Annotated in this window: 26 protein-coding genes; 4 read left to right on the top strand and 22 right to left on the bottom strand. The window is 47.3% G+C overall.

Going from position 1 to position 25,511, the window contains the following annotated elements; all coding sequences use genetic code 11:
• Positions 1-108: 108 nt before the first annotated feature.
• The 14 genes from cysW to NLX74_RS17535 all read right to left on the bottom strand — a co-directional run bounded on the left by cysW (position 109) and on the right by NLX74_RS17535 (position 12,323).
• Complete coding sequence (gene cysW, locus NLX74_RS17600) at positions 109-984, bottom strand: sulfate ABC transporter permease subunit CysW (RefSeq protein WP_069290433.1); 876 nt, start codon at positions 982-984, stop codon at positions 109-111.
• A gap of 92 nt (positions 985-1,076) precedes the next feature.
• Complete coding sequence (gene cysT / locus NLX74_RS17595) at positions 1,077-1,910, bottom strand: sulfate ABC transporter permease subunit CysT (RefSeq protein WP_254329475.1); 834 nt, start codon at positions 1,908-1,910, stop codon at positions 1,077-1,079.
• Between the two features lie 78 nt (positions 1,911-1,988).
• Positions 1,989-3,053 (bottom strand): sulfate ABC transporter substrate-binding protein, encoded by a 1,065-nt coding sequence (locus NLX74_RS17590; protein WP_250260385.1) that lies wholly within the window; start codon positions 3,051-3,053, stop codon positions 1,989-1,991.
• Positions 3,054-3,407: 354 nt separating this feature from the next.
• Positions 3,408-4,091, bottom strand: coding sequence for a hypothetical protein (locus NLX74_RS17585; protein WP_235306378.1), 684 nt, complete (start codon positions 4,089-4,091; stop codon positions 3,408-3,410).
• Positions 4,092-4,207: 116 nt separating this feature from the next.
• Positions 4,208-4,702, bottom strand: coding sequence for a putative periplasmic lipoprotein (locus NLX74_RS17580; RefSeq protein ID WP_254329474.1), 495 nt, complete (start codon positions 4,700-4,702; stop codon positions 4,208-4,210).
• Positions 4,703-4,730: 28 nt separating this feature from the next.
• Positions 4,731-5,186: a leucine-rich repeat domain-containing protein gene (locus NLX74_RS17575; protein ID WP_254329473.1), complete on the bottom strand. Its 456-nt coding sequence runs from the start codon at positions 5,184-5,186 to the stop codon at positions 4,731-4,733.
• A gap of 14 nt (positions 5,187-5,200) precedes the next feature.
• Positions 5,201-5,362, bottom strand: coding sequence for a hypothetical protein (locus tag NLX74_RS17570; RefSeq protein WP_254329472.1), 162 nt, complete (start codon positions 5,360-5,362; stop codon positions 5,201-5,203).
• 130 nt (positions 5,363-5,492) lie between these two features.
• Entirely contained in the window at positions 5,493-6,794 is a 1,302-nt protein-coding gene (locus tag NLX74_RS17565) for a pyrimidine-nucleoside phosphorylase (RefSeq protein ID WP_076294327.1), read from the bottom strand.
• Between the two features lie 32 nt (positions 6,795-6,826).
• A complete protein-coding gene (deoD, locus tag NLX74_RS17560; RefSeq protein WP_013312036.1) occupies positions 6,827-7,534 on the bottom strand; it encodes a purine-nucleoside phosphorylase in 708 nt (235 codons plus the stop codon).
• An 88-nt stretch (positions 7,535-7,622) separates the two neighbouring features.
• Entirely contained in the window at positions 7,623-8,807 is a 1,185-nt protein-coding gene (gene deoB, locus NLX74_RS17555; protein ID WP_190298005.1) for a phosphopentomutase, read from the bottom strand.
• 29 nt (positions 8,808-8,836) lie between these two features.
• Positions 8,837-10,015, bottom strand: a complete 1,179-nt coding sequence (locus NLX74_RS17550; protein WP_254329471.1) for a NupC/NupG family nucleoside CNT transporter — start codon at positions 10,013-10,015, stop codon at positions 8,837-8,839.
• 75 nt (positions 10,016-10,090) lie between these two features.
• Entirely contained in the window at positions 10,091-10,486 is a 396-nt protein-coding gene (locus NLX74_RS17545) for a cytidine deaminase (RefSeq protein WP_029519322.1), read from the bottom strand.
• Between the two features lie 30 nt (positions 10,487-10,516).
• A complete protein-coding gene (gene deoC / locus NLX74_RS17540) occupies positions 10,517-11,179 on the bottom strand; it encodes a deoxyribose-phosphate aldolase (RefSeq protein ID WP_134903747.1) in 663 nt (220 codons plus the stop codon).
• Between the two features lie 208 nt (positions 11,180-11,387).
• Positions 11,388-12,323: a DNA-binding transcriptional repressor DeoR gene (locus tag NLX74_RS17535; protein WP_023990386.1), complete on the bottom strand. Its 936-nt coding sequence runs from the start codon at positions 12,321-12,323 to the stop codon at positions 11,388-11,390.
• 275 nt (positions 12,324-12,598) lie between these two features.
• Here NLX74_RS17535 and NLX74_RS17530 point away from each other — a divergent pair, with 275 nt between their 5' ends.
• Positions 12,599-13,012, top strand: a complete 414-nt coding sequence (locus tag NLX74_RS17530) for a chemotaxis protein CheW (protein ID WP_069290436.1) — start codon at positions 12,599-12,601, stop codon at positions 13,010-13,012.
• A 60-nt stretch (positions 13,013-13,072) separates the two neighbouring features.
• On the opposite strand, the gene NLX74_RS17525 is transcribed toward NLX74_RS17530, so the two are convergent.
• The 6 genes from NLX74_RS17525 to NLX74_RS17505 form a co-directional block, all read right to left on the bottom strand.
• Positions 13,073-14,191: a slipin family protein gene (locus NLX74_RS17525; protein WP_250240428.1), complete on the bottom strand. Its 1,119-nt coding sequence runs from the start codon at positions 14,189-14,191 to the stop codon at positions 13,073-13,075.
• A 362-nt stretch (positions 14,192-14,553) separates the two neighbouring features.
• On the bottom strand, positions 14,554-14,676 hold the full coding sequence (locus NLX74_RS25700; RefSeq protein ID WP_268819774.1) for a hypothetical protein: 123 nt from the start codon (positions 14,674-14,676) through the stop codon (positions 14,554-14,556).
• 344 nt (positions 14,677-15,020) lie between these two features.
• Positions 15,021-17,942, bottom strand: a complete 2,922-nt coding sequence (locus NLX74_RS17520; protein ID WP_254329470.1) for a glycosyl hydrolase — start codon at positions 17,940-17,942, stop codon at positions 15,021-15,023.
• A 582-nt stretch (positions 17,943-18,524) separates the two neighbouring features.
• Complete coding sequence (gene ribD / locus NLX74_RS17515; protein ID WP_254329469.1) at positions 18,525-19,625, bottom strand: bifunctional diaminohydroxyphosphoribosylaminopyrimidine deaminase/5-amino-6-(5-phosphoribosylamino)uracil reductase RibD; 1,101 nt, start codon at positions 19,623-19,625, stop codon at positions 18,525-18,527.
• Positions 19,622-20,386, bottom strand: coding sequence for a GTP cyclohydrolase II (locus NLX74_RS17510; RefSeq protein ID WP_254329468.1), 765 nt, complete (start codon positions 20,384-20,386; stop codon positions 19,622-19,624). Before NLX74_RS17510 ends, ribD begins: the two co-directional genes overlap by 4 nt.
• Before the next feature lie 82 nt (positions 20,387-20,468).
• Positions 20,469-21,566 (bottom strand): FAD-dependent monooxygenase, encoded by a 1,098-nt coding sequence (locus tag NLX74_RS17505; RefSeq protein ID WP_254329467.1) that lies wholly within the window; start codon positions 21,564-21,566, stop codon positions 20,469-20,471.
• Positions 21,567-21,818: 252 nt separating this feature from the next.
• Here NLX74_RS17505 and NLX74_RS17500 point away from each other — a divergent pair, with 252 nt between their 5' ends.
• Entirely contained in the window at positions 21,819-22,154 is a 336-nt protein-coding gene (locus NLX74_RS17500; RefSeq protein ID WP_023990392.1) for a winged helix-turn-helix transcriptional regulator, read from the top strand.
• A 138-nt stretch (positions 22,155-22,292) separates the two neighbouring features.
• On the opposite strand, the gene NLX74_RS17495 is transcribed toward NLX74_RS17500, so the two are convergent.
• Complete coding sequence (locus tag NLX74_RS17495) at positions 22,293-22,685, bottom strand: winged helix-turn-helix transcriptional regulator (protein ID WP_134904074.1); 393 nt, start codon at positions 22,683-22,685, stop codon at positions 22,293-22,295.
• Positions 22,686-22,834: 149 nt separating this feature from the next.
• Between NLX74_RS17495 and NLX74_RS17490 the strand changes: the two genes are divergently transcribed.
• Both NLX74_RS17490 and NLX74_RS17485 read left to right on the top strand, forming a co-directional pair.
• Positions 22,835-23,353, top strand: coding sequence for a DJ-1/PfpI family protein (locus NLX74_RS17490; protein WP_165179278.1), 519 nt, complete (start codon positions 22,835-22,837; stop codon positions 23,351-23,353).
• 196 nt (positions 23,354-23,549) lie between these two features.
• Entirely contained in the window at positions 23,550-24,251 is a 702-nt protein-coding gene (locus tag NLX74_RS17485) for a YoaK family protein (RefSeq protein WP_336078215.1), read from the top strand.
• 12 nt (positions 24,252-24,263) lie between these two features.
• Here NLX74_RS17485 and NLX74_RS17480 read toward each other — a convergent pair whose 3' ends face one another.
• Positions 24,264-25,439, bottom strand: coding sequence for an alanyl-tRNA editing protein (locus tag NLX74_RS17480; RefSeq protein ID WP_254329466.1), 1,176 nt, complete (start codon positions 25,437-25,439; stop codon positions 24,264-24,266).
• Between the last annotated feature and the right edge of the window lie 72 nt (positions 25,440-25,511).

Below are 25,511 nucleotides of genomic sequence, written 5' to 3'. Positions count from 1 at the left end.
TATCCATATTAGCCACCTTAGAACAAGGGCCTCTCTTCCCATCTTCTCGCCGTTAACAGACGATAGACGCAAAGAGAGGCCCTGAGGGAACATATACAAAATCATAAATTAATGCACGCGTTTGCGTCCAAACCAGCTTTTAAGCACTAAAGTAGCCAGAGCTAGTAACAATAACAACGAGGCCACCGCAAAAGATGCCGAGAACTGATATTCGTTATACAAAATTTCTACATGCAGCGGCAGTGTATTCGTCTCTCCCCGGATATGTCCAGAGACGACGGACACTGCACCGAACTCACCCATGGCTCGCGCATTACACAAAATGATGCCATACAGCAGACCCCACTTGATATTCGGCAGCGTCACTTTCCAGAAAATGCGCCAGCCGCGCGCGCCCAGCGTGACCGCCGCTTCTTCCTCCTGCTGTCCCTGATCTTCCATCATTGGAATGAGTTCTCGCGCCACAAATGGAAAGGTGATGAACAGCGTCGCTAAAATAATACCAGGCAGAGCAAATATAATTTTAATATCATGCTCGTCCAACCACGGTCCAAGCCAGCCCTGTGCGCCGAACACTAATACATACATCAGCCCTCCGACGACAGGAGAGATGGCAAAGGGTAAATCAATCAAGGTGACCAGCAAGCCTTTGCCGCGAAATTGAAATTTCGTGATCAGCCAAGCGGCAGCTACACCAAATACCGTATTCAGCGGTACCGTTATCGCTGCCACCAGCAGCGTTAACCGCAATGCAGACATGGCATCTGGGTCCCGTAACGCTTCGACGTAGACGCCCCATCCTTGCTTGAGCGCTTCGGTAAGCACGACGATTAGCGGCAATACCAGCACCCAGAGCAAAGCTAAAAAAGCAGCACCAATCAGCGTCCACTTCACCCAAGTGGCCTCGGTCGTGACCCTGTTGGGCGGTGCGGATGAAGGCACTGGTGCAGAAGCAAGCTCCTGCCCAGTTATTGCTTGTGACATGGTGTATCCCTCCTTAGAATGCGGGTATCATGCGCAGCCCTACATGTTAACGTTAGATAATTACATTAGACAGTTGCGTTTAGGCAGTTACGTTAAACTGCACGGCGCCGTGACCAGCGCTGAATGCTGTTAATCACGAGTAACAGCACGAATGAAATCACCAACAGCATCAACGCTACCGCCGTAGCTCCTGCATAGTCATTTTGCTCCAGCTTGGACATGATGAGCAGTGGAGCAATTTCCGTTTTCATCGGCATATTGCCAGAGATGAAGACGACAGAACCGTACTCGCCAATACCTCGGGCAAAGGCGAGCGCAAAACCCGTCAACAGCGGTGGCACCAGCTCCGGCACAATAACGTTGCAGAAGATACGCCATCTGCCAGCTCCCAGCGTAGCAGCGACCTCCTCCTCATCCTTATCCAGCTCCTCCAAAACCGGCTGAACTGTCCGTACGACGAACGGAATGCCAATAAACATCAATGCTAGCGTAATTCCCGTCTGTGAGTATGCCAGCCTCCATCCAAGCGGTTCAAACAATGAACCGATCCAGCCGTTCTGCGCATACAGAGCAGTCAAAGCAACCCCCGCTACGGCAGTAGGCAAAGCAAAGGGCAGATCAATCACCGCATCAAAAATTCGTTTCCCCGGAAACTCATAACGCACCAGCACCCAGGCTATCAATAAACCGAGAAACAGGTCGATCAGCGCCGCAGCCGCGGCACACAAAAAGCTTACCTTGTAGGAAGCCAGCACCCTGACATCAGTCGCCACGTCCCAAAATTTTTCCCACGTCAGTCCAGTTGAATTCAGAAGCAGTGCCGATAAAGGCACCAGCACCACCAGACTGAGATACAGCACACTATAACCCATTGTTAACCCGAACCCGGGAAGTACGCGTTTTCGGGTGGCTTGCACTTGACTCATGCTCTGTTCATCCCTCTCTGAATCCATTCACTATGACACTCGCGGCTACCGATCAATCGCCTACACAGTCCACCTATTTTATGAACTGCCGGGTACATAAATCTGGTCAAAAATGCCTTTGTCGCTGAAATGCTTCTGCTGCGTCTCCTTCCATGTCCCGAATACATCCTTCAAGGTTACGAGCTCCAAGTTAGGAAATTGGTCCTTGAACTTTGCCGTCACACTCTCCAGTGTTGGGCGATAATAATTTTCGGCAGCAATGGTCTGTCCTTCTTCACTGTACAAATATTTCAGGTACGCGTCCGCCACCTCGCGTGTACCTTTTTTATCTACCACCTTATCGACTACTGCTACCGGAGGTTCAGCCAATATACTGATCGATGGATATACGATATCGAATTTATCCGCACCCAGCTCCTTCACGGAGAGCAATGCTTCATTTTCCCATGCAATCAGCACATCGCCAATTCCACGCTCTACGAAAGTCGTTGTCGCTCCACGTGCTCCGCTATCCAGTACGGGTACATGCTTATACAGGTCCTGTACAAACTGCTGGGCTTTAGCTTCATCGTTATTGTTCTTCTTGAGCGCATAGGCCCAGGCTGCAAGATAGTTCCAACGTGCCCCGCCCGAAGTTTTAGGATTCGGTGTAATAACTTGCACATCGCCACGGATTAAATCGTCCCAGTCCTTGATCCCTTTCGGGTTCCCTTTGCGCACCAGTAACACGATGGTTGAAGTGTACGGGGCGCTGTTATGCTCATATTTACTTTGCCACCCCTCTTTAACAAGTCCTTTTTCCTGTAGCGCATCAATATCGTAGCCCAGGGCCAGAGTTACCACGTCCGCATCCAGCCCGTCCTGCACAGAACGACTTTGCTTGCCAGATCCTCCATGAGATTGCTTGATCGTAACCTTCTGTCCTTTCTCCTTCTCCCAATGGGCGGCAAACGCTTTATTATATGCCTCATACAGCTCACGGGTCGGATCATAAGAAACATTGAGCAACTCCACTTCCTTGGAACCGGCAGCAGAACTACCATCCGCCTGCGTCCCTCCCTTGCTTGCCCCGCAAGCGCTCAGCATAATCGTTAAAACCAAAGATAGTCCGAGAATAAGTCCACTTTTCCATTGCCTTTTCATCAAGACACCCCGCATTCTATGTAATTTGTATTCATTTACGCCTGTTATTTACAGGCATAATCAAAAAAAGAGCGGAGAATTCCCTGATGCAGCTCTGATAGGTCAAACCTGTCGCGTGGACAGTGTCTGCCTGCTGTTCCTAGAGGTTCTCCGCCAAAATGGCGAGATCATACTTTAATTCTTTAATTCCTACCTGTTTAATGAGTTATATGGATATAATACGAGAGTTTAGGAGTGATGTCAAACCTTTTTTTGGTATGTATCATCTGTACTTTTCTTTCTTTAAAGGGGGGCAGTCAGAAACATGATATATGTTTCCGACCGTTTAGAGGTCATTTACACACGGAGTACGACTTAGTTGGCAACCGTTTCAAGATTAATCGAAAAGACTCCAAAAAGCTTCGGATTGTCCGTAGCTCTTCTCAACCACAGTTCACCCGAACCCACCATGACTCCCTGATAATTAACAAACAAATCATCTGTCTTTTGATTCACCAGCGCCTCGCGAATTGCGTCCGTAAAAATCTGATCATACTTGGCCATAAAATCTTTCTTATTCGGAATCGTTAGCGACTTTTCACTATCATTAACACGCAGAGGGTACAAAATATAATCGGCCACTTTCTCCTTGTCATTGTCGGCAACTGCCTTCTGCAGCGCTTTGAACGTGTTCAAAAACGCTTTAGGATCTTGAATACCTGCTACCTCAAATGGATTTTGCGATGGATTGGAGACTGCCGGAGAAGAAGATGTATCCGATGAAGCAGCTGGAGCCGAAGGAGCTGACTTTTGTGCATCCGTACCGCTGTTTTCTGCACTCTCGCTCTCTTTCGCTGCTTTGTCACTTTGGGCTGAACCGCTACGATTACCACCGGCTCCGTTCTCGATCACGCTTGTACTGCTTCCAGTATCAATGGTTTCAGCATTCTTATCCTGACCACAGCCAGTAAGTGCTACAAAAGTAAGTGTAAGTAAAATGGCTGTGAGTGACAGCCTCCGTGACATCTTTTGATTACCGAATTCATGGTTTTTGGGCACAACGGGTCATCCTTTCTGCTTTCTGCTCTGACCTATTCTGTTCATTAAGTCTTCAACCGTTCTATTGTAACATAAGTAGACTAATGACCGCATGTCGCACCCTTTCTGGAAGGAGATTACAGTGTAATATATGCGAAGGTTTTAACGCTTCCTTGCGATCCATCGTCCGTACTTACTTTCAAAATCATCTCTTTCAAGGAGTCACTTACAGCTTCATCCTGCCCCTCTGGCTTTACAAACAGCAGATCGTGGCGTTCTCCCGGCTGCAACGTTTGGCTGGAAAACCCGCTCGTTGACCCTTGCAAGTCTAATCCATTTGCACTATTGAGCTTGTATTGTACGGGTTGCTTGCCTGTATTCTTAATACTGATGTACAACTTGCGCCCCTCTTCAAATCTAAAGCTCGTTTGTCCTTGTCCTCCAAATTGCATCTCCTGGTCATGTACAATGCGTTTCACTGCACTTCCTTGCTTGCTCTGCTTACTAAGCGGAACAGTCGAATGACTCTGATTTACTTCTGTAATAGTTGATGTAGGAACGCTCATATTAGCAAAAGTGGCATAACCCACAATTGCCCCTGCAACCCCCATCCAAACCCATTTCTCCATCATTTGATTCCCTCCTTTTCTCATCTATCCTTCAGTCGTCACCGTGATTGCACAGATGGAACGGCTTATCTTCTATAAGGAAGCGATCAAGCAAAGTCATTTTATATATAAAGTCGGGTGCCGATTCGATGAATCCGTTCACAATGCCCAAAGAGCGTAGATTGTTCAAGTTTTGTATTTCAGGAGGCACCGTACGGATTCCGCTATACTGGACATCCAGATGCTCCAGTTGTTGCAGCTCTCCAATTTCAGGAGGCAAATGCCGAAATGCCAGCTCCTCTTTGGGTATTACTTTGACATCTGGTGCCGGGCGATCATAGCATCCACAGCTGATCCCCAGGCTTTTGAGCCGGGTTAACTTGGCAATGTCAGCCGGTAGCTCTTCCAAATCCGCTACTTGTATCGTCAGTGACTCCAACGATTCCAATTCGAACAAAGCATGCGGTAGTGTTCGTATATCCTGCTCGAAAATGGTCAGATGCTTCAAGAGAATGCAGTTTTCTAATCCGTTCCGGTATCTCCCTCAAGCCAAACTTCGGGCGTACACTGGTATCGGTAAAATGTTCCTTGTGTGTAGGCAATGGAATGCATGCCCCTAATTTCCTCATATGAGTGTGTGGACAGCATAAAAGGATTCAATTGCTGTAACAATTCCTTGAACATGTCTCCCCCCTCTGTACCCTCGGCCTTACAATAAAAAAAGCCGAACTCATATCTATTATGAGTCCAGCTGTCATATTTTTCAAACTTGATCAAAGACACCCAATACGACTTTTTGAATAGGGCTTACCGCTTACTCTGTCACTGTTCCATAGATCAGCACTGGTGCTTCCGCATGATCCGCAATACGGATGTTCGCGTAGATTTTCTCCAGCACTTGGGCTACATCTTCACGGTTCGCATGGATAGTAACTAGCGAATCGCCTTTTTGAACAGCATCCCCGACCTTTTTGTTCAGCATCAAGCCGACAGCCAGATCAATCTCGGATTCTTTGGTCGCACGTCCTGCTCCAAGCAACATCGCAGCCGTACCGATTTCGTCAGCCACGATTTCAGCTACCACACCATCCTGCTTCGCAGGCACCTCAATAAGATACTGTGCTTGTGGCAAGCGTTCAGGATGATCCACCACAGAAGCGTCGCCGCCCTGATTCGCAATAAACTCTTTGAATTTCTCCAGTGCTTTGCCATTGCGAATGACTTCTTTGAGCTTTTCTTCAGCGTTTTCGAGGGAATCTGCTTTCCCTGCCAAAAATACCATCTGACTGCCCAAAGCCATACACAGCTCTTCCAGATCTTTCGGTCCTTCGCCACGCAGCGTATCAATCGCTTCTTTCACTTCCAGCGAGTTACCGATGGCCAGACCCAGCGGTTGACTCATATCGGAAATGACTGCCATCGTTTTCCGACCCACATTGTTACCGATGCTCACCATGGCATGTGCCAGTGCTTTGGCATCATCTACGGTTTTCATAAATGCGCCTGCACCTGTTTTTACATCGAGCACGATGGCATCGGAGCCGGCAGCGATTTTCTTACTCATAATCGAGCTGGCAATCAGCGGAATCGAGTTGACCGTCGCCGTAACGTCACGCAAGGCATAGAGCTTTTTGTCCGCAGGTGTCAGGTTACCGCTTTGTCCGATGACCGCAATTTTGCTGCGATTCACCAAATCCACAAATTCGTCCTTGCTGATTTCGACGTGGAAGCCTGCAATAGCCTCCAGCTTGTCGATTGTTCCTCCGGTATGTCCGAGGCCGCGGCCTGACATTTTGGCTACCGGAATGTCCAAGGCCGCTACGAGCGGAGCCAGTACCAGCGTTGTTGTATCCCCCACACCGCCAGTGGAATGCTTATCGACCTTTACACCTTCAATCGCGGACAGATCAATGGTATCACCCGAATGAACCATCGCCATCGTCAGATCAGCGCGTTCGCGTTCAGTCATATCTTTGAAGAAAATGGACATCGCCAATGCACTGACTTGATAATCAGGAATTTCACCCTGAGTGTAGCCTTGGATAATAAAATTAATTTCCTCCGTACTCAGTTCTTTTCCGTCACGTTTTTTCTCAATCAAGTCTACCATTCTCATATGTCATTTCTCCTCACTGTGCGTATGATCGTTTACAGAGATACTGCTGTATCCAGTGCAACTTCCATCATTTCTTTAAAGGTCGTTTGCCGTTCTTCCGCCGTCGTTTCTTCACCTGTCAGCAAATGATCGCTTACCGTCAGAATCGTCAGTGCGTTTACGCCAAACTTGGCTGCCAACGTGTATAAAGCCGAAGTTTCCATCTCTACGCCCAGCACGCCGTATTCCATCAGCTTTTGTACCACTGATTTGTCATCACGGTAGAAGCTGTCTGAGCTGAATACATTACCGACATGCATGTTCAGGCCTTTGGCAACACCACGATCATAAGCGCCCTTCAATAGATCGAAGCTGGCAATCGGCGAGTAGTCGTAGCCGCCAAAGATATGGCGGTTCATACCGGAATCCGTACAGGATGCTTGTGCCAAAATGACGTCACGAACGTGCACATGCTCCTTCATTCCGCCGCATGTACCTACGCGGAACAGGTTTTTCACACCGTATTCGCTAATCAGTTCGTTGACATAAATACTGATGGAAGGCAGCCCCATCCCAGTTCCCTGCACAGATAGGCGTTTGCCTTGGTACGTACCCGTGAATCCGAGCATTCCGCGAACCTCGTTGTAACAGGTCACGTCCTCCAGATACGTTTCAGCAATAAATTTTGCCCGTAGCGGGTCTCCTGGCAGCAAAATCGTTTCTGCAATTTCTCCGGGTTTGGCTCCAATGTGTACACTCATGTTTTTTATTCCTCCGTCCCATTTGTCCATGCTTGTATCGTTATTTATATCGTTACTAGTAATCTCGCTTACTCTTGCTGGTCCTTGATTACTGAAGCTCTGCCAAAAAGCTCGTTCCGTGTTCAGGCAGTTTTACACCAAAGTTATCTGCTACAGTCGCTCCAATATCAGCAAAGGTTTTACGAACCGCAAGCTCCTTGCCCCCAGCTGTAAAACGCGGGGAATATGCCAGCAAAGGTACGTATTCGCGGGTGTGATCCGTTCCCCGATACGTCGGGTCATTCCCATGATCTGCAGTAATGATCAGCAGATCGTCATCGGTCATTTTGGCAAAAACTTCTGGCAAACGCGCATCGTAATCGTCCAAAGCTTGACCATATCCCTGCGGATCACGACGGTGACCGTATACAGCGTCAAAGTCCACCAAATTCAGAAAGCTTAATCCGGTGAAATTCTCATCGAGCGTAGCCACCAGCTTATCCATGCCGTCCATATTAGACACCGTACGCACCGCCTTCGTCACACCCTCACCGTCATAAATGTCGGAGATTTTACCTAAGGCGATCACATCCAGGCCTGCATCCTTCAGCTCGTTCATGGTGGTGCGACCAAACGGCTTGAGCGCATAATCATGTCGATTGGAGGTACGGGAGAAGTTCCCTGCCTCGCCTACGAACGGACGTGCAATAATGCGACCCAGCATGTACGGATCTTCCAGCGTGATTTTACGGCAGAACTCGCAAATCTCATAGAGTTCCTTCAAAGGTACAACTTCCTCGTGCGCCGCAATTTGCAGCACAGAGTCCGCCGAGGTATAAATGATGAGCGCTCCAGTTTTCACGTGTTCTTCGCCCAGTTCATCAATGATTTCCGTTCCGCTCGCAGGCTTATTGCCAATAACTTTGCGACCTGTGTGCTCCTCAATGCGTTGAATCAGCTCATCTGGAAACCCATCGGGAAATACACGAAAAGGAACAGCAATATTCAATCCCATGATTTCCCAATGCCCCGTCATTGTATCCTTACCATTGGATGCTTCCTGCATTTTAGTGTAATACGCGAGCGGCTTGTCGGCCGCTGCTACTCCTTCTATGGAACGAATATTGGACAGACCGAGCTTACCCATATTCGGCATCTTCAGGCCACCGCGTTCGCGGGCAATATGACCGAGCGTATCTACATCGTAATCATCAAACTGGGCAGCATCCGGCGCTTCGCCGATACCAACCGAGTCCATAACCACCAAGTGAATCCGTTTGAATTTAGACATCATAAAAATCCTTTCCTGATTCGCTGTTTTTTTTACAAAAACAACCCTGCAATCGTTGCCGACAGCACGCTAACCAGCGTTGCCCCGTACAACAGCTTCAGACCAAAGCGGGCCACCACATTTCCCTGTTTTTCATGCAACCCCTTCACCGCCCCAGAAATGATACCGATGGATGAGAAGTTAGCAAAGGATACGAGGAATACCGATACGATCCCGACCGTGCGCTCCGACAAGCCTGTTTGCTTGGTCAGATCCAGCATGGCCACGAATTCGTTGGATACGAGTTTGGTAGCCATAATGCTGCCCGCCTGAACGGCTTCGTTCCACGGAATACCCATGACAAAAGCGAAAGGCGCAAACACATATCCAAGCAACGCCTGAAAGCTGATTCCAAACAACCAGGAGAAAATCCCGTTAACCATGGCAATCAGCGCCACAAAACCGATCAGCATTGCAGCTACCGTAATAGCAACCTTGAAACCGTCCATAATATATTCCCCGAGCATTTCGAAGAAGGACTGCTTCTCTTCCTCCTGAACCTCCAGTAAATCGTCTTCCTTCTCAATCTTGTACGGATTAATAATGGAAGCGATAATAAAACCGCCGAACAGGTTCAATACCAAAGCTGTGACCACATATTTGGGATTTAACATTTGCATGTAAGCTCCCACAATCGACATGGACACTGTAGACATCGCAGACGCACACAGCGTATACAACCGATGTTTTGGCAGCAGACCAATTTGCTTCTTAACGGAAATAAACACCTCGGATTGACCCAAGATAGCCGAAGCTACAGCGTTGTAGGATTCCAGTTTACCCATTCCGTTTACTTTGCTCAAGACAAGCCCGATATATTTAATAATAAAAGGTAACACTTTTACATATTGCAAGATACCAATCAGCGCGGATATGAACACGATTGGCAGCAGTACACCGATAAAGAACGGTGCTGCTCCTTCATTCGCAATTCCGCCAAAAACGAAGTTAATCCCTTCAGTTGCATATGCCAAAAGACTCTTAAAACCTTCTGCAAAGCCTTTGACCAAAAATTCGCCAATTCCTGTATGCAGCAATACGAAAGCAAGCGCTGCTTGCAAAACAACCATAACTATCAGCGGACGATACCTGATTTTACGCTTGTCACTGCTGGCAACGTAAGTAAGTGCAAATACAACGAGCAGTCCCACCAGAGCGATTACATATTTCATTTAATTTCCCCCTCATTACATTAAGCGCTTACATTCCCTATAAAAAGAATGCGCTCCAAAGAGGCATTCTTTTTTTTATTTGCCCAGATCCGCAGGTCGAAAAGCACCCGGCAGTAATTGATCTACCGTCCACTCTTCCGTGTTGCCATGAAGGTTTGTCAGATAAATTTTGGTATCTTGATGAGCAAATTCTGAAATGACCTGACGGCATGCCCCACATGGAGACACAGGCCCTTCCGTATCAGCTACAACCGCAATCGAATCAATTTTACGGCAGCCTTCGGATACCATTTTAAAAATCGCTGTCCGCTCTGCACAATTGCATAAGCCGTAGGAGGCATTTTCCACATTACATCCGTGATAAATCGTGCCATCGCTTCCGAGAACCGCAGCACCCACCTGAAAATTCGAATACGGAACGTATGCCTGTTTACGCGCCTCAAGCGCTTTCTGAATCAATTGATCCTTCATCGCGAATCCCTCCATGACTTTAAAATAAACTTAGTAGGAAGATGTAGACTGCTCGCCCTCGATGATCTTCACACCGGAACTTGCACCGATCCGACTTGCGCCAGCTTCTACTAATTTTTGCACGTCTTCCAGACTGCGTACACCACCTGAAGCCTTAACACCAATCTCAGGTCCTACCGTTTTGCGCATCAAAGCCACATCTTCCGCAGTAGCACCACCTGTTGAGAAGCCTGTCGAGGTTTTCACAAAATTCGCTCCTGCTTTGACGGACAGTTCACATGCCAGTACCTTCTCTTCGTCTGTCAACAAACAAGTTTCGATAATCACTTTTACCAGTGTACCGGCAGCTGCCTCGACGACCGCACGGATGTCCTGCTCGACGAGCTGTACATCACGTGCCTTCAAAGCGCCTATGTTAATAACCATATCAATTTCAGTCGCGCCGTTAGCAATAGCATCTTTCGTTTCAAATGCTTTCGTTGCCGACGTGCTCGCTCCCAGCGGGAAACCGATAACAGTACAGATGGCTACACCTGTGCCTGCGAGCTGTTCTGCTGCATAAGCTACCCATGCCGGGTTCACACATACAGAAGCAAACTGATATTTTTTGGCCTCGGCAGTCAATTTCGTAATTTCATCCTTCGTCGCATCTGCACGCAACAATGTATGGTCGATTAATGCTGCAATGTTCATATCTAAAAGCTCCTTCATTAGATAAATAGTGTGAAGACAAAAGTCATTTATTTCTCTGTGATGAGACCATCATAGCACGGCTTTGAACATATGTAAAACACATTTTGAAATTATGTTCAAGCTTGTGCACAAGTCGTCACCTACATATCATATTACCCTGTAGGGACGTGCCATAACCGTATATTTTGCTGGGTTGAGACGACTTGCTCTATTGTAAAAGTGCTTGAGCCGTAAACTGATCCGTCACCAAAATATTCGCATACTTGCCACGCAGCGATGCCCGAATGGCCTCCACTTTACGCTGGCCTCCAGCGACGAGAATAGACTTCTCCTTCTTTCGCAAATCAGGCAAATCAATCCCGACGGTACGGCTATTGATTTCCTGACTGCATATATTGCCTTCAGCGTCAAAAAAGCGCGAGCAAATATCACCCTTGCCAATTCTTTGCAGTAGCTTCTGCTCTTCCCCGTTAAAATAACCCAATCGGAACAGCAACGCATCCTCCTTGACCGTCCCCACCGTAAACACAGCGATGTTCGCCTGCTTGCCAAGTTCGATGATGCGCTGGATATGCCGATCCTCCTCGACCATTTTCTTAACAGCGTGACTGTCGAAAATCACAGGCAGCGGTAAATACCTTGCTATGGTATGAAAGGCTTCTGCGAACAAATTCACGGTTTCCACGGCATATGTGTTGACATGTGAATGGCTCACGCCTCCTTTGAGCTGAACCACCTCAACACCCTTGACCTGCTTTTGTTGGAGATGAAGCGCCACGGCATGCATTGTTGTTCCCCATGTCACTCCAATAATATCAGCATCCTGTACCGTTTCATGCAAATAATCGGCTGCTTTTTTGCTAATATGCTTCTTAATCTCCTGATATTCATTTAACGGCGAATAACAGACTAACACAGTATCCAGTCCGTACTTCTTTTTCACCTGCTCTCCGAGCGCGTCCATATCCTCCATCGGGTCCACAATACTGATCCGCACGTATCCCTGTTCCTTGGCAGCCTGAAGTAACCGCGATACCGTAGGACGCGAAACCCCGAGTCTGACCGCGATATCTTGCTGACTGTAGTCGTTTAGATAGTATAATCTGGCTGCCTCGATACTTAATCGCTGCTTTTCATGATCCATTCTACCTCAACCCGCTTATCTTAAAATGTAGTGCCATCGGACACAGCTTTAGTCCCCAACATTATATATGAAGGGAAACTTGAAGCCACGCCTTGGCCGTATGGTTGTTATTTTGGAAGATTTAACTGCTCGTTTGTGATATTCTGTGATTAACTACAACTACTTTACCGCATCCTCAACTTTATCGTTCCATCTGTCAAAACGCAATAGCTAACCCATTTTACCGCTCATTCACAACCTGTGATGGCTTATCTGAATATGTAAGGAGAATTGCTATGTCTGAATTTATTGTGTGCAGTCTGGCGGACAAAAAGTTCGCTTTAAACTTTGTGGAAGTAGAAGAAGTCATGAATGCCAAAAAAGGGACCCCACTTCCCTTTTCCGAAGCGTGGCATGAAGGAATGGTGACTATTCGCGGTGGTGTCTTTACAATCCTTAACTTACGCAAAAAGCTGCTTCTTCCTGCATCAAGCGATTCCTCCGAGGACAAAATGATTTTGCTCAGCCGTGCGAAGATTGCTCTGCTTGTCGATCAGGTAGAGGACACAGCTTCTGCCGAGGACAGTCAGCTACAAAGCAATGAGGAAGAGTGGCAGCGCGAGTTGTTCCCTACTGTGATGGAGCATCAGGGGACCCTCATTCCGGTGATCGATATGGACGCTTTTCTTGCATCCACCAAGACGAACTAAAACGCAAAATACTCCCGAACCTTGAGCTGGCTTGCACTCATCGTTCGGGAGTATTTTCCGTTATTGGAGTCCCTGCCCCTCTTTCATGTGAACCAGCGTGTTCAGCTGCTCCAGCAACGTATTCCCGCCAGTCAGCGAAATCGTGCCAATCTTCTCGCAGATTTTTTCCATGAATTCCAGTTCTTTAAGACGATAGAGGGTGGCATTCTCGTCCATCAGCTTGGCCGTATTGAGCAGACTACGAGTGGATGCCGTCTCTTCACGTCGTGTGATAAGGTTGGCCTGTGCCTTCTTCTCTGCCAACAGCACGGTATTCAGAATATCCTTGATATCCCCTGGCAAAATAATATCCTTCACCCCTGCTGACGTAAAAGTCACTCCATATTCGCCGCTCTGCTCATTTAGTCGAGTCAAAACATATTCCGCAATCTCCTGCTTCATTTTCAGCAAATCATCCAGCTTCATCGTACCAACGTACTCGCGCAGCAGCAGTTGAAGCATAATGTACATTTGTTCCTCGTATGCTCGGAATTCCAACGCCCGCAACGGGTCGATGATACGGTACTGACAGACAAAGTTGAGGCGCAGCGTGATTTTGTCCTCTGTCATGATTTCCTGTCCCATCAGGTCCAACTGCTGCTGTCGCATATCTATCGTTTTGATCTCTGTATTCACTGTGGACATCCAGAAATAATATTTGCCCGGTTTCAGCTCACCCTGCAACACATTATCGTAATACAAAAAGCCCATTTCATAGCTGGCCACCTGAAGTGCCTTCCAGAAGCCCGGTGTCTTGGACAAGAATGCTTGCCCCAATGCCTTATCAATTGCAGGCTGCCGAGTATCTGCACGAACAAAACGATGCTCCTTAAGCATGTTCCAAAAAGCATATTTCCCAGCCGTCAGAAGCTCCACAAACCGATTATCCTCATAATGCAATACATATTCATGGTCCTCTACATCGATGACATTCAATTGCTCAAGCAATAGGGGATCTGTCAAAAACAAACGAATATCATGATCCGGTACAAAAAATGGTTCGGCTACATTCAAAATTTCAACTGCTTCCTGCTGAAATGTCTTCAAAAGGTAAGTTCCTGGGTGCAACAACTTGTGGTAGCTTCCTTTTTTGAACAGTAGCCCGCGCTCATCAGATTTAATCGTTATCTTCTTAAACATCGTATCACTCCTAGTATTTAAAATCCTCCACTTAAAAGTATGCTTCTTTCTATGTGTGGCGGCTCCGCGGTCCATTTGATCTTCCGATCGCTGTTGCCACTGAATTTTTAGAATGGATGAACCCGTTAAAGGGTTAAAATTCAGTGGCAAAGGCGAACGCTTCGCTTCTTCAGATTCAAATGGGCCGCTCCGCTGCTATCCGCCTTAAAATCAACACACTTTTAAAATGAGAATTTTTTATTTTTATTTGTTGTAGTAGGGTTAGTGACCCTTGCAGAGCATCCCTCCGGTGTGGACGGCGGGGCCAAGCTTGAGGAAAAAGGAAGATACCGCCTGTTTCCGTGTTCTAGGGATGGGATTCGTCAGCCCAACATCGACTGTGAACTCGCATCTCCCGAAGCTTCGGAGCCTGTCGGCGCTTGCTCTCCCCGGTATCCGCTGGCCGCATAGCCATCGCCCCGATATCTGTCATCGAGACCAGACATGGGATGCTCTCATCCGGGTCTTTTCATTGTTTTTATTCGATCATTCGAATACTCTCAGAAGTCGCGTGGAAGGCGATTGGGAATTGAACCCTAATTGTTGATAGATACATCAGATTTACAGGATACCTGACCCAATCAGGGTAGGCACTGCGGGACCTTTGGAAATCCACGCCTCGGTAATATCTTTCTGTATCAGCCTTTATCATTATCGCTCAACCTGGAACTCACGAACATGGTGAAAGTATTACGACCCTATAAAAAAAGACACAGGAGAAGCGTATGTGCTTCCCTTGTGTCTTTCTTTCTATAGTTAACTGTCGCGTTCGTATCTTAGGTCTGATCCACTAGGATGTTTTTTCGAAAACGGGATCAACGCTCGGTAGTGGAAGTTGTGGAACGTCTGTTGTTGTAGAAGAAGTCTGCTGGTGTGTATAGCTGAATGAAGGGGTCTCGTATTGCAATCCCGCCTTTTCATAGGTAAACCAATAGCTGACAGCCTTCCCGATATCGAGGTCTGTAACCCGCTGCTCCCAAACACCGCCGTTGTTTGTCATCCGGTAATTGAGCTGTTGTCCACCCGTTAAAGTATAATGCACGTCAACATAGGCTGAGGCTGTTTTTTTGGGTGTAAATTGAAGCAATGCTTCACGATCGCTGACAAAGCGAGCTCCTACTTTATAATCCTCCGTTTCTCCGCCACCCTCATTACCACCAGATGCTGGCTCTGTCGTTACCTCTACGGAATTGCTTGCTGCAGATAGGTTGCCCGCTGCATCGCGTGCCTTAACGGTAAAGCTGTAAGTGGAAGCTGCACTCAGCCCTGTAATTGAAGCGGAAGTACCGCTTATCTCTGCTGCCTGAGCCCCGTCCTTATAAACGATATAACCCGTAACGCCAACATTGTCTGTAGCTGCATCCCACTCCAGCGTGACTACCGAAGCCGTTTTGGTCGTAGCTCGAACATTCGCCGGGATGGATGGAGCCTCCGTATCAGGTTGCGGATTGCCACCGCCGCTTCCATTTCCGGTATTAAAGCTATTCGGCTGCACAGTAATACTGTGCCCATCTGAGAAGGTTACCGTTTTGACCTGGTTTGTAAAGTTGTAGGCCACATAAGTTTTTACACCGTTTTTATGAAATACAGCATAAATAGGTGAATTAGCGGTGATGCTGCGGTCGATGTTGCCTAAAGCATCCAAATTGTAGATCCAGTGGTAGGCATTCGCCTTGGAATTCCCTGCTTCCGGTGTCATGGCCGCTGCGCGTGCACTGAATTTGGCCTTGGCATCGGACGGGTCCGAGATCGCTCTGTACATATACACAATATCTTCCCACGGACTGAAGTTCCCACCGCTTTTTCGCAGCAGATCGTTATAGTTCTTAGCCGCATACTCCGAATATTGCGTCAGATACAAGGAGGCCGAGGTAATCGGGAGCCAGTTGATACCATGCACCTCTGTGGCATTATTGGTCCACCATGTTGCATTCCCTACCGTTTTACCGCCCCAGATCATGCTTGCCGTCGCGCTTTGCATCCCTGCAGGGGTGTTTGTGCCATGCACATCAAACCAGTATTCGTTAATCGCATTCATTTCCGTTGTGTATAGATAGATGCCGAGATCACGAGTTTGAGTATTTCCCGTCGCCTCGCCCCATAAAATAAGACCGGCCCAAGCATTCATCGCCTCCGAGGAGGATTCATTGTTGTTGCCGTCGCCAAATTTGGCATGGCCGGAAGCCCAAGTGTGCCCGGCATAGGGATCAAAATTACGCAAATACGGAAATTTTGAATCAGACCTGTCGGTATTGGCGATATCGCGAATGAGCAACTGCACCATTTGTCCCCATTGGGAATCGGATGCCCAGTTCTTGTCCACACGTGCAATTTCGGCTGCGGCCTTGATAAAGTAGCCATAATGGAAATGATGGTCATTTAATTCTACCGCACTACCAAAGCTGTCGGGATAACCGATCAATGTCCCCCAATGGTTGTTATACACAAATAGACTGGAGCTTTTCAGATTCCCCGAGCTGTCACTGGCCTTAAACCAGTCCTGCAGCCGGCTTTTGATCTCATTGCGGAACTGGGTCGCTGCTGCGGTATTGCCAGCCTGGTCGGCAATCGGCGCCAGCGCTGCTAGCTTGCCCAGACGTTTTCCAGTCCAGTACGTATCTCTATCGCCGGAGTAGACTTCTGCTTTCGCTTCGTTTATATAATTGTTGAGCGTATTTTTATCGTAGGACCCCAAGTCGGGCAGGGAAGGCAGTACTCCTGTAAATTTCATTTTCGTTTGAAAAGACGCACCCTCTGCTGTTTTCATCAGACCACGTACAGAATTGTACGTATAGCCTAGCAGGGGTTGTGATGAATTCTTCCACTGATGCGGGTATAAGGCAAAAATAGTGCCGCTTTGTGTGCCTTCCTTTGCTGTGGTTGCAACGTTAAAGGTGGTCGTTACCTCGGAAGAGGCTTCGTTATAGCTGTACTGTGCTTTGGAGTTTGTAACGAAAGAATAAGCGTATTGCTGAAACTTGTCCAATGTCGCTTTTGTTTTGTCAGGCAAAGCCGCCACTGTAAAATAGTTTTTCCCGTTCAATTGATTGATCAGAGTACTCGTTCCGAGGCCAGACCAAGTGCTGCCTGAAGGAGCAAACAGACCATAGTGTGAGCCATTAACCGTAATGCCAAGTACAGGAGAACTAGCTGACCCAGACCATACCTCTGGTACCCCATTAAATGAAAGCTTGGGATTGCCACCGCCAAACTCAAAAAAAACATAGGGGGAGCCGTGTCCATAGGTAGCACTCATTTTATTGCTGCCGCTTTGAAATAATGATTTGACAAACCAGTCGCTGAAACCGTCCACCTTGGCATCAGGAAATGAAGCGCTTACAGAATGACCGACGGTAAAATCGTTCACATCATCCATCCAGCCTGCAATGTATCCAGTATTTACCGTAATTTTCCCACTCGGGTTAAAGATGCGTAAACCGTTTTGCTGATTTTTCAAGGCAAGGGGATGTGGATATTGAGCCTCGGAGTACGGTACCCAGGCCAGACTGCTCCACCAGTCATTGGTAGGCATTGGGCTGGTTATATTCGCTGTTTTGTAAATCTCGTTTTGCGGTGTTGCTGCTCCGGTAGGTAGTGTGGTTGAATATGAGCCAGCGCCTTGTGTGACCTCACCCGAAAAGGCTTTAGTAGAAACTGGTGCAGCTAAAAATATCAGACTGGCACTTAACAAGCATAATATCGTTTTTTTCACAACCTACATCCTCCTTTGATTTCTCTAATCCCTTTTACTGCAAGGCTTTTCCCTTCTCTCTTCCAAGTTGAATTCAACTTCATTGTGCTTGATCTCAATTTCCAGGTCAATCCTTTTATTTCTATATTCTAACTAAACGAGGCGAAAGTCTCTAAAAATACATAAGAAACCAGTACGAAAAACCCAAGCATGCGTAATTATGTTATCTCGACTTCACCCCATAAGACATTCACCCTATGAGTTATTCATCCCATTAACCATTCACCCTAATAAACGTTTAGCATATAAAAAAAGAATCTTCCAGGCCTTTTAGCCCTTCAGATTCTTTATTCTTTTAAGTGTATATAAGCTTTTGAGTTATTTAAGTCCTTTTGCCCTTCCCATACTCCACACCATTTCGGAAAACGAGTGACTTTGCCGTGGGCAATAGCGGAGCGAAGGGGTTGAATCTGGAGAAGCGTAAGCGTTCGCCTTTGCAGTGGGATTCTTACCTTTAAATGTCTTATACAATCCGAAGAATCCCACTGCAACAGCGATCGGAAGATCAACCCCTTTGCGGAGCCTCCTTCATCCTCAATTCACTCATTTTCCCCGCTCAAAATACCCTTCTATTTTCCAGTCTACGCCCACCTGCGTTACGCTCAAATCCTGCAATGCCACCGCATCGCTCATCGCAGACACGCCCTCTCCCCCGAGAAAGCCCGGGGCTGCGCGCCCTCCAACCAGCTTTGGTGCAATGTACAGCACCAGCTTGTCTGCCAGCCCTTGCTGCACGAACGAAGCGTTCACCTCGGCTCCGCCTTCCACGAACACCGATGATACCTCCGCCGCACCCAGAATATCCAGCATTTGCGGCAGGTTCACCCGATCGCTGTTTTCATCCTGTGTCGGATATATCCTCACACCAAGCTGTTCCAACTGGCTTCGCTTGCTTTCATCATAAGTGCGTCCTGTGAATATCCAGGTAGGTGCCTCCCCATCTGTAATGACACGGGCATCCAATGGAATTCGAAGCTTGCTATCCAAAATAATACGAATCGGATTCCGTCCTTCTGGTAGACGAGTCGTAAGCTGAGGATTATCGTGAATCACCGTCTGTACACCGACCAGGATTCCTACATGCTCGTTACGAAGACGATGCACATCCTCCCGTGCAGCCTCAGATGTAATCCACTTGCTTTCCGAGGTCCGGGTCGCAATTTTACCGTCCAGCGTTACTGCCGATTTGATCGTAATAAAAGGACGCTTGCTCACGATATATTGATTGAACACTTCATTCATGCGGATGGATTCCTGCTCACATACTCCGATAATGACCTCAATGCCCGCATCTTTCAAAATCTGTACCCCTCTGCCGGAAACCAGCGGGTTCGGGTCCAGCGCTGCAATCACCACTCGACGAATGCCAGCCTTCACAATCGCTTCCGCGCACGGGCCTGTCCGGCCGTGATGGGAACACGGCTCCAGCGTTACGTAAATCGTCGCTCCCTGAGCGTGTTCACCCGCCATACGCAACGCATGAATCTCGGCATGTGGCTCGCCGGGCTTCAGATGAGCGCCGATCCCAACGATACGACCGTTGTTGACAATGACTGATCCGACGAGTGGATTCGGTTCTGTTTGCCCTTTAGCACTTCTGGCATTTTCCAGTGCCAGGCGCATATATTTTTCGTGAGTGGTCATAGAACCTCCCTGAGATCGGAATCCCGCAAATGGCCGGATCGTTCCACTTTTGTATTCAAATACCGTTCATTATATTGCGACACATCACCCCAGAGCGGCATGCGACCCGCCACATTCATACCCGACTTCTTCAAAGCATCCATTTTTTTAGGATTATTTGTAATCAAAGTTACCGGTTTTTGTCTCAGGTGACGGAGCACACTAATGGCATCCGCATAGTTGCGTGTATCATCTTCAAAACCCAATTGATGATTGGCTTCGACAGTATCCATGCCTTCTTCCTGCAGAATATAAGCCATTGCTTTACTAAACAAACCGATTCCGCGGCCTTCATGGTTAGCCAGATAGAACAACGCACCCGCTCCGTGTTCCACAATCATTTTCATGGACTGGTGGAGTTGAAATCCGCAATCACAACGCTTGCTACCAAAAATATCTCCAGTATGGCAAATACTATGCATGCGAACTAATGCATTTTCCGACTGTTCAAGATCGCCATACACCAAAACGCTTGACTGTTGTCCCTCTGCCAAATCCAGTGTGGACAATCGCTTCACAATCGTCTCAGCGGTGGCATTCAGTAAGTCCTGACGATCTTCCTCATCCCGTACAGGCAACCAGCAGTACCACTGAAAAACAACCGTTTCTCCTTCCAAATTAACTGGCAGCTTGATCGGTCCTACCAAAATCGTCGAAGATTGCTCTCCACGAACGGTTTGAATTTTATCGTTAAGTAGCGTAGCTACATCTTTTTGGTTCATCTCTCTGCACCATCCTTTATATGAGCTCTATATAGAAAATGCCTAATTCTTCAAAGGCTAATCGTTATTGTCAGGGTATAAATCATTGAACTATGTGTAAGAAATGTTCATGAAACGTGGATTCCATCGTCAGCTGCCGTTCCTGAAGCTCGGTGACAGCCTGTCGTCGTCCGTCTTCGAACGCCTTTAAGTCTTCTGCGGTATAACTCTTCTGTCGTAAACGAAGAAGCTCACTGGCTAGCACTTCGGCATCCTTCAAAGCTGCATTCAAGCCAAAAGCTCCGGTAGGTGTCATGGTATGCGCCGCATCTCCAATAAGGACCAGTCCGTTCTGCGTCCAAGTGTCACTGCGGCTGCTGAAAATATCCAACGGTACAAAGTCCTTCCATGAACGAATGTGATCATGCACACTATGCTTCAAATCTGGAAAAGCCTCGGTAAACAGTTGTATAAATGGTGCAAAGGATTGCTTAAACAGGGTTGAAAAGCTACCTTCCTCCACATTCCAGCCAATTTGAATATAGCCCTCAGCCTGCGAGAATAAAGCCAACTGCCCTCCGTTGATTCGTGCCAGACGAGTGACGGGCTCCCACCCAGCAGGTGCTGTGATTTTCGCCCATAGCAGATCATAGCCGTGTCGAATGTTCGTCACAGGCATCTGAGCCAGCTTGCGCACAGTCGAATAGCGACCGTCTGCACCTACAATCAACGAACTGTCAATCGTGATCTCATGACCGTTCTTATTGCGGGCGATCAAGCCCGTGTAGCCCTTTTCGCTGTTATCTTCCAACGCAGTCACCGTTGTACCCGCCAGGTAACGGAAGGACTCGTAGGTTGACGCCTGCTTAAGCAGAGCCTCCAAAAATCGAGGCTGCGGAATATGAATCCCTACATTACCATTTACTGAAACCGGCTTGACCGTTTTTACCTGCTGCTGGTGCTCCCAATATTCGATTCTTGTAGAGGCAAGAACGTAGTCCTCATGAATTTGTTCGAGCAGCTTATGCTTTTGGATCACTTCCTGACCCTCATCATTTAAAATTTCACCGCGGAAAGCCTTTCCCGCTACGCTCTGCCGCTCAACCAATATCGTTGAAATACCCTGCTCCGCCAGTAAACAGGCCAATAAAGTCCCTGCGGGTCCCCCTCCAACTACGCACACTTCACATTCCAACTTCATCCGACTTCCCCCTACGCCCGAACCATAGCCTCAACTGTTAGCCCATACCTACAAAATTATTTTTTATAAGCCGTCATACATATTCATCTTGTTAAACCTTCATATATAAATGTCCGTATCGAATCTAATGAGTTACTTTATGTAACAAAGTATATTTATATCATTCAATTTCGTCAAGTAATAAATTTATGTAAAGTAAAGTCATTTACTTTTAACAGTGAATCGTTAATAATAAGAGCATGAGGTGATCACATGAACATTCCGCAGATGTGCCCACGGTTTGAAAAAGCTATGGAGCTACTAAGCAAACGTTGGACGGTGTTGATCGTATTTCAACTAACCAATGGTCCGCAACGTTTCGTCGCTATTGAGAATTCAATTCCTAATTTAAGCGGAAAGGTCCTTTCCGACCGTTTGAAAGAGCTGGAGGAAGAAGGGATCATACAACGTATGGTTTATCCTGAGAAGCCTGTACGGATTGAATACTCTCTTACAGATAAGGGACGCGATTTAGCCCCTTTGTTTGACCATATCGGTACTTGGGCTACACGCTGGATTGAGGTTCTACCAGCACTAGAAAAGCAATGATCTATATGGACTACAGCTATTTTTCCTAAACTAACATGATAAACACACACAGAATGCTAACATGCCAAAGAACGCCTTTGCTCTAAGTGCAATTTGTACTCCTAGTGCAAGGCGTTCTATTTTTCATATGAAGGAACTTTAAACGTCCCCCTCACCGCTGCGTTGCATTTCCTCACGAATGGATTGCACCCGTTTTTTCCCCCAGTCATACATCATCTCCACAATCGGTAAAATCGTCATTCCCAGCTCAGTCATTGAATATTCCACTTTTGGAGGCACTTCGGGATACACTTCCCGGTGCACAATACCGTCCTCCATCAACTCCCGCAACTGATTGGTCAGCACTTTATGCGACAGCTTCGGAAACAGCCTTTGCAGGTCACTGAAACGGTGCGCTCCTTCCACACCCAGATGCCATAAAATGACGACCTTCCATTTTCCGCTTAACACTGACAAGGTTAGTTCCTTTTCGCAGTTATAGTCTCCGTTAACGATCTTTTCCCGTATTTCTTCTCTCAGCGTATCAGTCATATATCAACTAACTCCTTCTAAACCATCATGGTCTTGCACTCTAATAGTAACCTGCAGGTAACCTCCGTACTTGAAAGTGCATTCTTCACAGCCTGACGAAGCCACCCTACAATAGTAGATAACGTTACACATTCAAGGAGGAATAAAGTATGAGTAAAAAAGCTCTTTTTATTATACCCCCAGAGCGCTTTAATGAGGATGAATTGTTTAAACCCAAGGAAGCACTGGAGCAAGCAGGTGTTACTGTGACGCTAGCTAGTACAAAAACAGGCGAAATCACGGGTGACTACAACGGTAAAGCGACAGCTGATCTTGTTTTTACAGACGCTGTGCTGGCTGATTATGATGTAGTATCTGTGATCGGCGGATCAGGTACGAATGACCATCTGTGGAATAACGCGGATCTCCAAGCTCTGCTAAAACAAACTCATGAGCAAAAGACTTTATTGGCTGGCATCTGCGCAGGCTCTGTAGCTGTGGCTCAAACCGGACTACTCTCTGGTAGAACGGCTACATGCTATCCAGTGGATGTACAAAAAGATCAGCTCCAATCGCATCAAGCCGAATATGTGGCGCAGCATGTCGTTGCGCATAGCGACATTATTACGGCCGACGGTCCAGATGGCGCACAGGCATTTGGCGAGGCGCTCGTTCAAGCCCTGCGATAAGCACCCTTTAAAGTCCCGTGTGGGGACTAAAAACGAGCATCCCCAAAGAAGCCGCATCACGTCCTTTCTATTGTATGGGACCTGATGTGGCTTCTTTGTGTCATTTTCATGCTTAAGTGATTAATTTAATTGTATGGTCCTGGATTTTCGTGTTAGCTTTAAACAATCGACGTTTAGCATAGGAGGCTTATATGCCGTGTTTATGAAAGGTAAAATCCATTTACATCAGGTAACGTCCGAATCGTTGCGACTGGGCGCCTTACTATCATTAGTAGGGGGCTTTTTGGACACATATACCTTTGTTGGAAGAGGCGGTGTTTTCGCCAACGCACAGACAGGCAATATCGTGCTGCTGGCTGTCAAAGTCATTCAGGGGCACTGGATTCAGGCGTTATCCTATATCCCACCCCTGATCGCCTTTTCACTGGGCGTTTTTGTTGCTGAAGGGATTAAACGAAAATCAACCCACCGTCTAACTCCGGACTGGACCCGCGCAATTATTTTATTGGAAATTGCAATTTTTTTCATCGTGGGACTGATTCCGCAAGGAGTTCCCAATACGGTAGTGGTGGTGATCGTCTCGTTCGTCGCTTCCGTGCAAATGACTTCCTTCCGCAAGCTCATTGATGTGCCGTACACCTCCACGGTCAGCACCGGTAACCTCCGATCAGCTATCGAGGCTGTGTATGTCGCCATAACGACCAAGGACACGAACGCTGCCATTCGAGCGATGCGTTATGGTGTCATCTTGGCAGCCTTCTTGGTAGGAGCCTTGCTGGGGGGATTTCTAACTTTGACAATTGGGGATAAAGCCGTTTGGGGCGCTGTTGTTGTACTTATTTTTTCTTTTATTTTATTTACAGAAAAGGAAAAGTGGAAGCTTCCCCTACGCCACTAATCCTCCATTACATCAGCCCTGAATGAACTGCCGCTGGGCCGTTTCAAAGAAATTCAAAAGGTTTTCGCGGGACGAGAATGCTGCCTGAGCAGATTGGTTGCTACCGCCCCCCTTACCGTGCAACGCGCCCAGATTTTCCTTTAAAAACGCTCCGCAGCTAATGGATTGGGTACCGTTGTGTGCCAGAATGATTTTGTTTTCTGCTGTTGTGGCAAATAAAACAAGCAGATCATGCTCAGCTGTCAGCTTGGTAGCCAATTGCTGCATCTCCTGAAAGGATTTCTGTTCGAATACACGAGCAAGAACATGCCCCTGTACAGCAGATAGCAACTCTTTCGCCTGATACGATGCATTTTCCTCTTGCAGAAGCTCCACTTGCGCCTTGAGCTGCTTATGCTCCTGCTCCCACTTTTCGAATCGAGTCAAAATATCCTTCCGCCCGGTATTGAATTTCGTAGATAACACGTCCAATATCTGAACACTATCGTTAAAATCCTGGAGTGCGCGAACGCCACATTTGAAATGGATTCTTGCCATCCCCTTCTGCTTCTCCCATTTTAAGCATTTAATGATCCCAATTTCCCCGGTCTGAGCTACATGTGTGCCGCCGCAAGCGTTATATTCAATGCCCTCGATCTCGACAATCCGAATATTTTCTGTCACTTTGGGCGTTTTCACCAGCGGAATATCCTTCAATTGCTCACTGGTTACAAAAAAACTTTTTATGCTGCGATTACTATAGATTTGCTGATTTACTTCCTGCTCGATTGCCGATAGCTGCGCAGGCGTTACATCCGAACAGTTCACATCAATCGTGGCATATTCTTGTCCCAGATGAAAGCTTTCAGTACGCGCACCCAGCAACTCCAGACAAACCGCTGACAGCAAGTGCTGTCCGCTATGCTGCTGCATATGATCAAATCTGCGCTCCCAATCCAATTGGCAGGCTACTTTCCTATCCTCCGGCAAACGCTCTACCTGATGCCAAATGTCCCCATCTTCGAGAACAACATCTAATACACGGATGCCCTGAATTGTTCCTGTATCACAAGGCTGACCACCGCCATGCGGATAAAAGGCCGTTTCCTCCAGCATAACCAAATATTTTCCGTCTCTTTCCATGTTCTGTGTAATATGAGTGTCCCACTCCGTAAGATTTGGAGCAGTGTAGTATAATTTTGTCGTCATTACAGGTTCCTCACTTTTGAGTTTTGGTCTCGTACGATATCCACTTATTATCAAGCACTTCATTGTAAATAT

Origin of the sequence: Paenibacillus sp. MZ03-122A (assembly GCF_024213325.1) — a bacterium.
GTDB classification, from domain to species: Bacteria; Bacillota; Bacilli; order Paenibacillales; family Paenibacillaceae; genus Paenibacillus; species Paenibacillus polymyxa_B.
The sequence above is the reverse complement of the archived record's forward strand: the minus strand, read 5'-3'. Positions and strand labels throughout refer to the sequence as shown.

What these genes read in the sequence shown, in the direction of transcription:
- NLX74_RS17490 (WP_165179278.1), top strand. Translation starts at nt 22,835, where the DNA reads ATGAGTAAAAAAGCTCTTTTTATTATACCCCCAGAGCGCTTTAATGAG.
- NLX74_RS17590 (WP_250260385.1), bottom strand. Translation starts at nt 3,053, where the DNA reads ATGAAAAGGCAATGGAAAAGTGGACTTATTCTCGGACTATCTTTGGTT.
- deoD (WP_013312036.1), bottom strand. Translation starts at nt 7,534, where the DNA reads ATGAGTGTACACATTGGAGCCAAACCCGGAGAAATTGCAGAAACGATT.
- NLX74_RS17530 (WP_069290436.1), top strand. Translation starts at nt 12,599, where the DNA reads ATGTCTGAATTTATTGTGTGCAGTCTGGCGGACAAAAAGTTCGCTTTA.
- NLX74_RS17565 (WP_076294327.1), bottom strand. Translation starts at nt 6,794, where the DNA reads ATGAGAATGGTAGACTTGATTGAGAAAAAACGTGACGGAAAAGAACTG.
- cysT (WP_254329475.1), bottom strand. Translation starts at nt 1,910, where the DNA reads ATGAGTCAAGTGCAAGCCACCCGAAAACGCGTACTTCCCGGGTTCGGG.
- NLX74_RS17480 (WP_254329466.1), bottom strand. Translation starts at nt 25,439, where the DNA reads ATGACGACAAAATTATACTACACTGCTCCAAATCTTACGGAGTGGGAC.
- NLX74_RS17495 (WP_134904074.1), bottom strand. Translation starts at nt 22,685, where the DNA reads ATGACTGATACGCTGAGAGAAGAAATACGGGAAAAGATCGTTAACGGA.
- cysW (WP_069290433.1), bottom strand. Translation starts at nt 984, where the DNA reads ATGTCACAAGCAATAACTGGGCAGGAGCTTGCTTCTGCACCAGTGCCT.
- NLX74_RS17500 (WP_023990392.1), top strand. Translation starts at nt 21,819, where the DNA reads ATGAACATTCCGCAGATGTGCCCACGGTTTGAAAAAGCTATGGAGCTA.
- NLX74_RS17550 (WP_254329471.1), bottom strand. Translation starts at nt 10,015, where the DNA reads ATGAAATATGTAATCGCTCTGGTGGGACTGCTCGTTGTATTTGCACTT.
- ribD (WP_254329469.1), bottom strand. Translation starts at nt 19,625, where the DNA reads ATGACCACTCACGAAAAATATATGCGCCTGGCACTGGAAAATGCCAGA.
- NLX74_RS17505 (WP_254329467.1), bottom strand. Translation starts at nt 21,566, where the DNA reads ATGAAGTTGGAATGTGAAGTGTGCGTAGTTGGAGGGGGACCCGCAGGG.
- NLX74_RS25700 (WP_268819774.1), bottom strand. Translation starts at nt 14,676, where the DNA reads ATGTCTGGTCTCGATGACAGATATCGGGGCGATGGCTATGCGGCCAGC.
- deoC (WP_134903747.1), bottom strand. Translation starts at nt 11,179, where the DNA reads ATGAACATTGCAGCATTAATCGACCATACATTGTTGCGTGCAGATGCG.
- NLX74_RS17525 (WP_250240428.1), bottom strand. Translation starts at nt 14,191, where the DNA reads ATGTTTAAGAAGATAACGATTAAATCTGATGAGCGCGGGCTACTGTTC.
- deoB (WP_190298005.1), bottom strand. Translation starts at nt 8,807, where the DNA reads ATGATGTCTAAATTCAAACGGATTCACTTGGTGGTTATGGACTCGGTT.
- NLX74_RS17570 (WP_254329472.1), bottom strand. Translation starts at nt 5,362, where the DNA reads ATGTTCAAGGAATTGTTACAGCAATTGAATCCTTTTATGCTGTCCACA.
- NLX74_RS17535 (WP_023990386.1), bottom strand. Translation starts at nt 12,323, where the DNA reads ATGGATCATGAAAAGCAGCGATTAAGTATCGAGGCAGCCAGATTATAC.
- NLX74_RS17545 (WP_029519322.1), bottom strand. Translation starts at nt 10,486, where the DNA reads ATGAAGGATCAATTGATTCAGAAAGCGCTTGAGGCGCGTAAACAGGCA.
- NLX74_RS17580 (WP_254329474.1), bottom strand. Translation starts at nt 4,702, where the DNA reads ATGATGGAGAAATGGGTTTGGATGGGGGTTGCAGGGGCAATTGTGGGT.
- NLX74_RS17510 (WP_254329468.1), bottom strand. Translation starts at nt 20,386, where the DNA reads ATGAACCAAAAAGATGTAGCTACGCTACTTAACGATAAAATTCAAACC.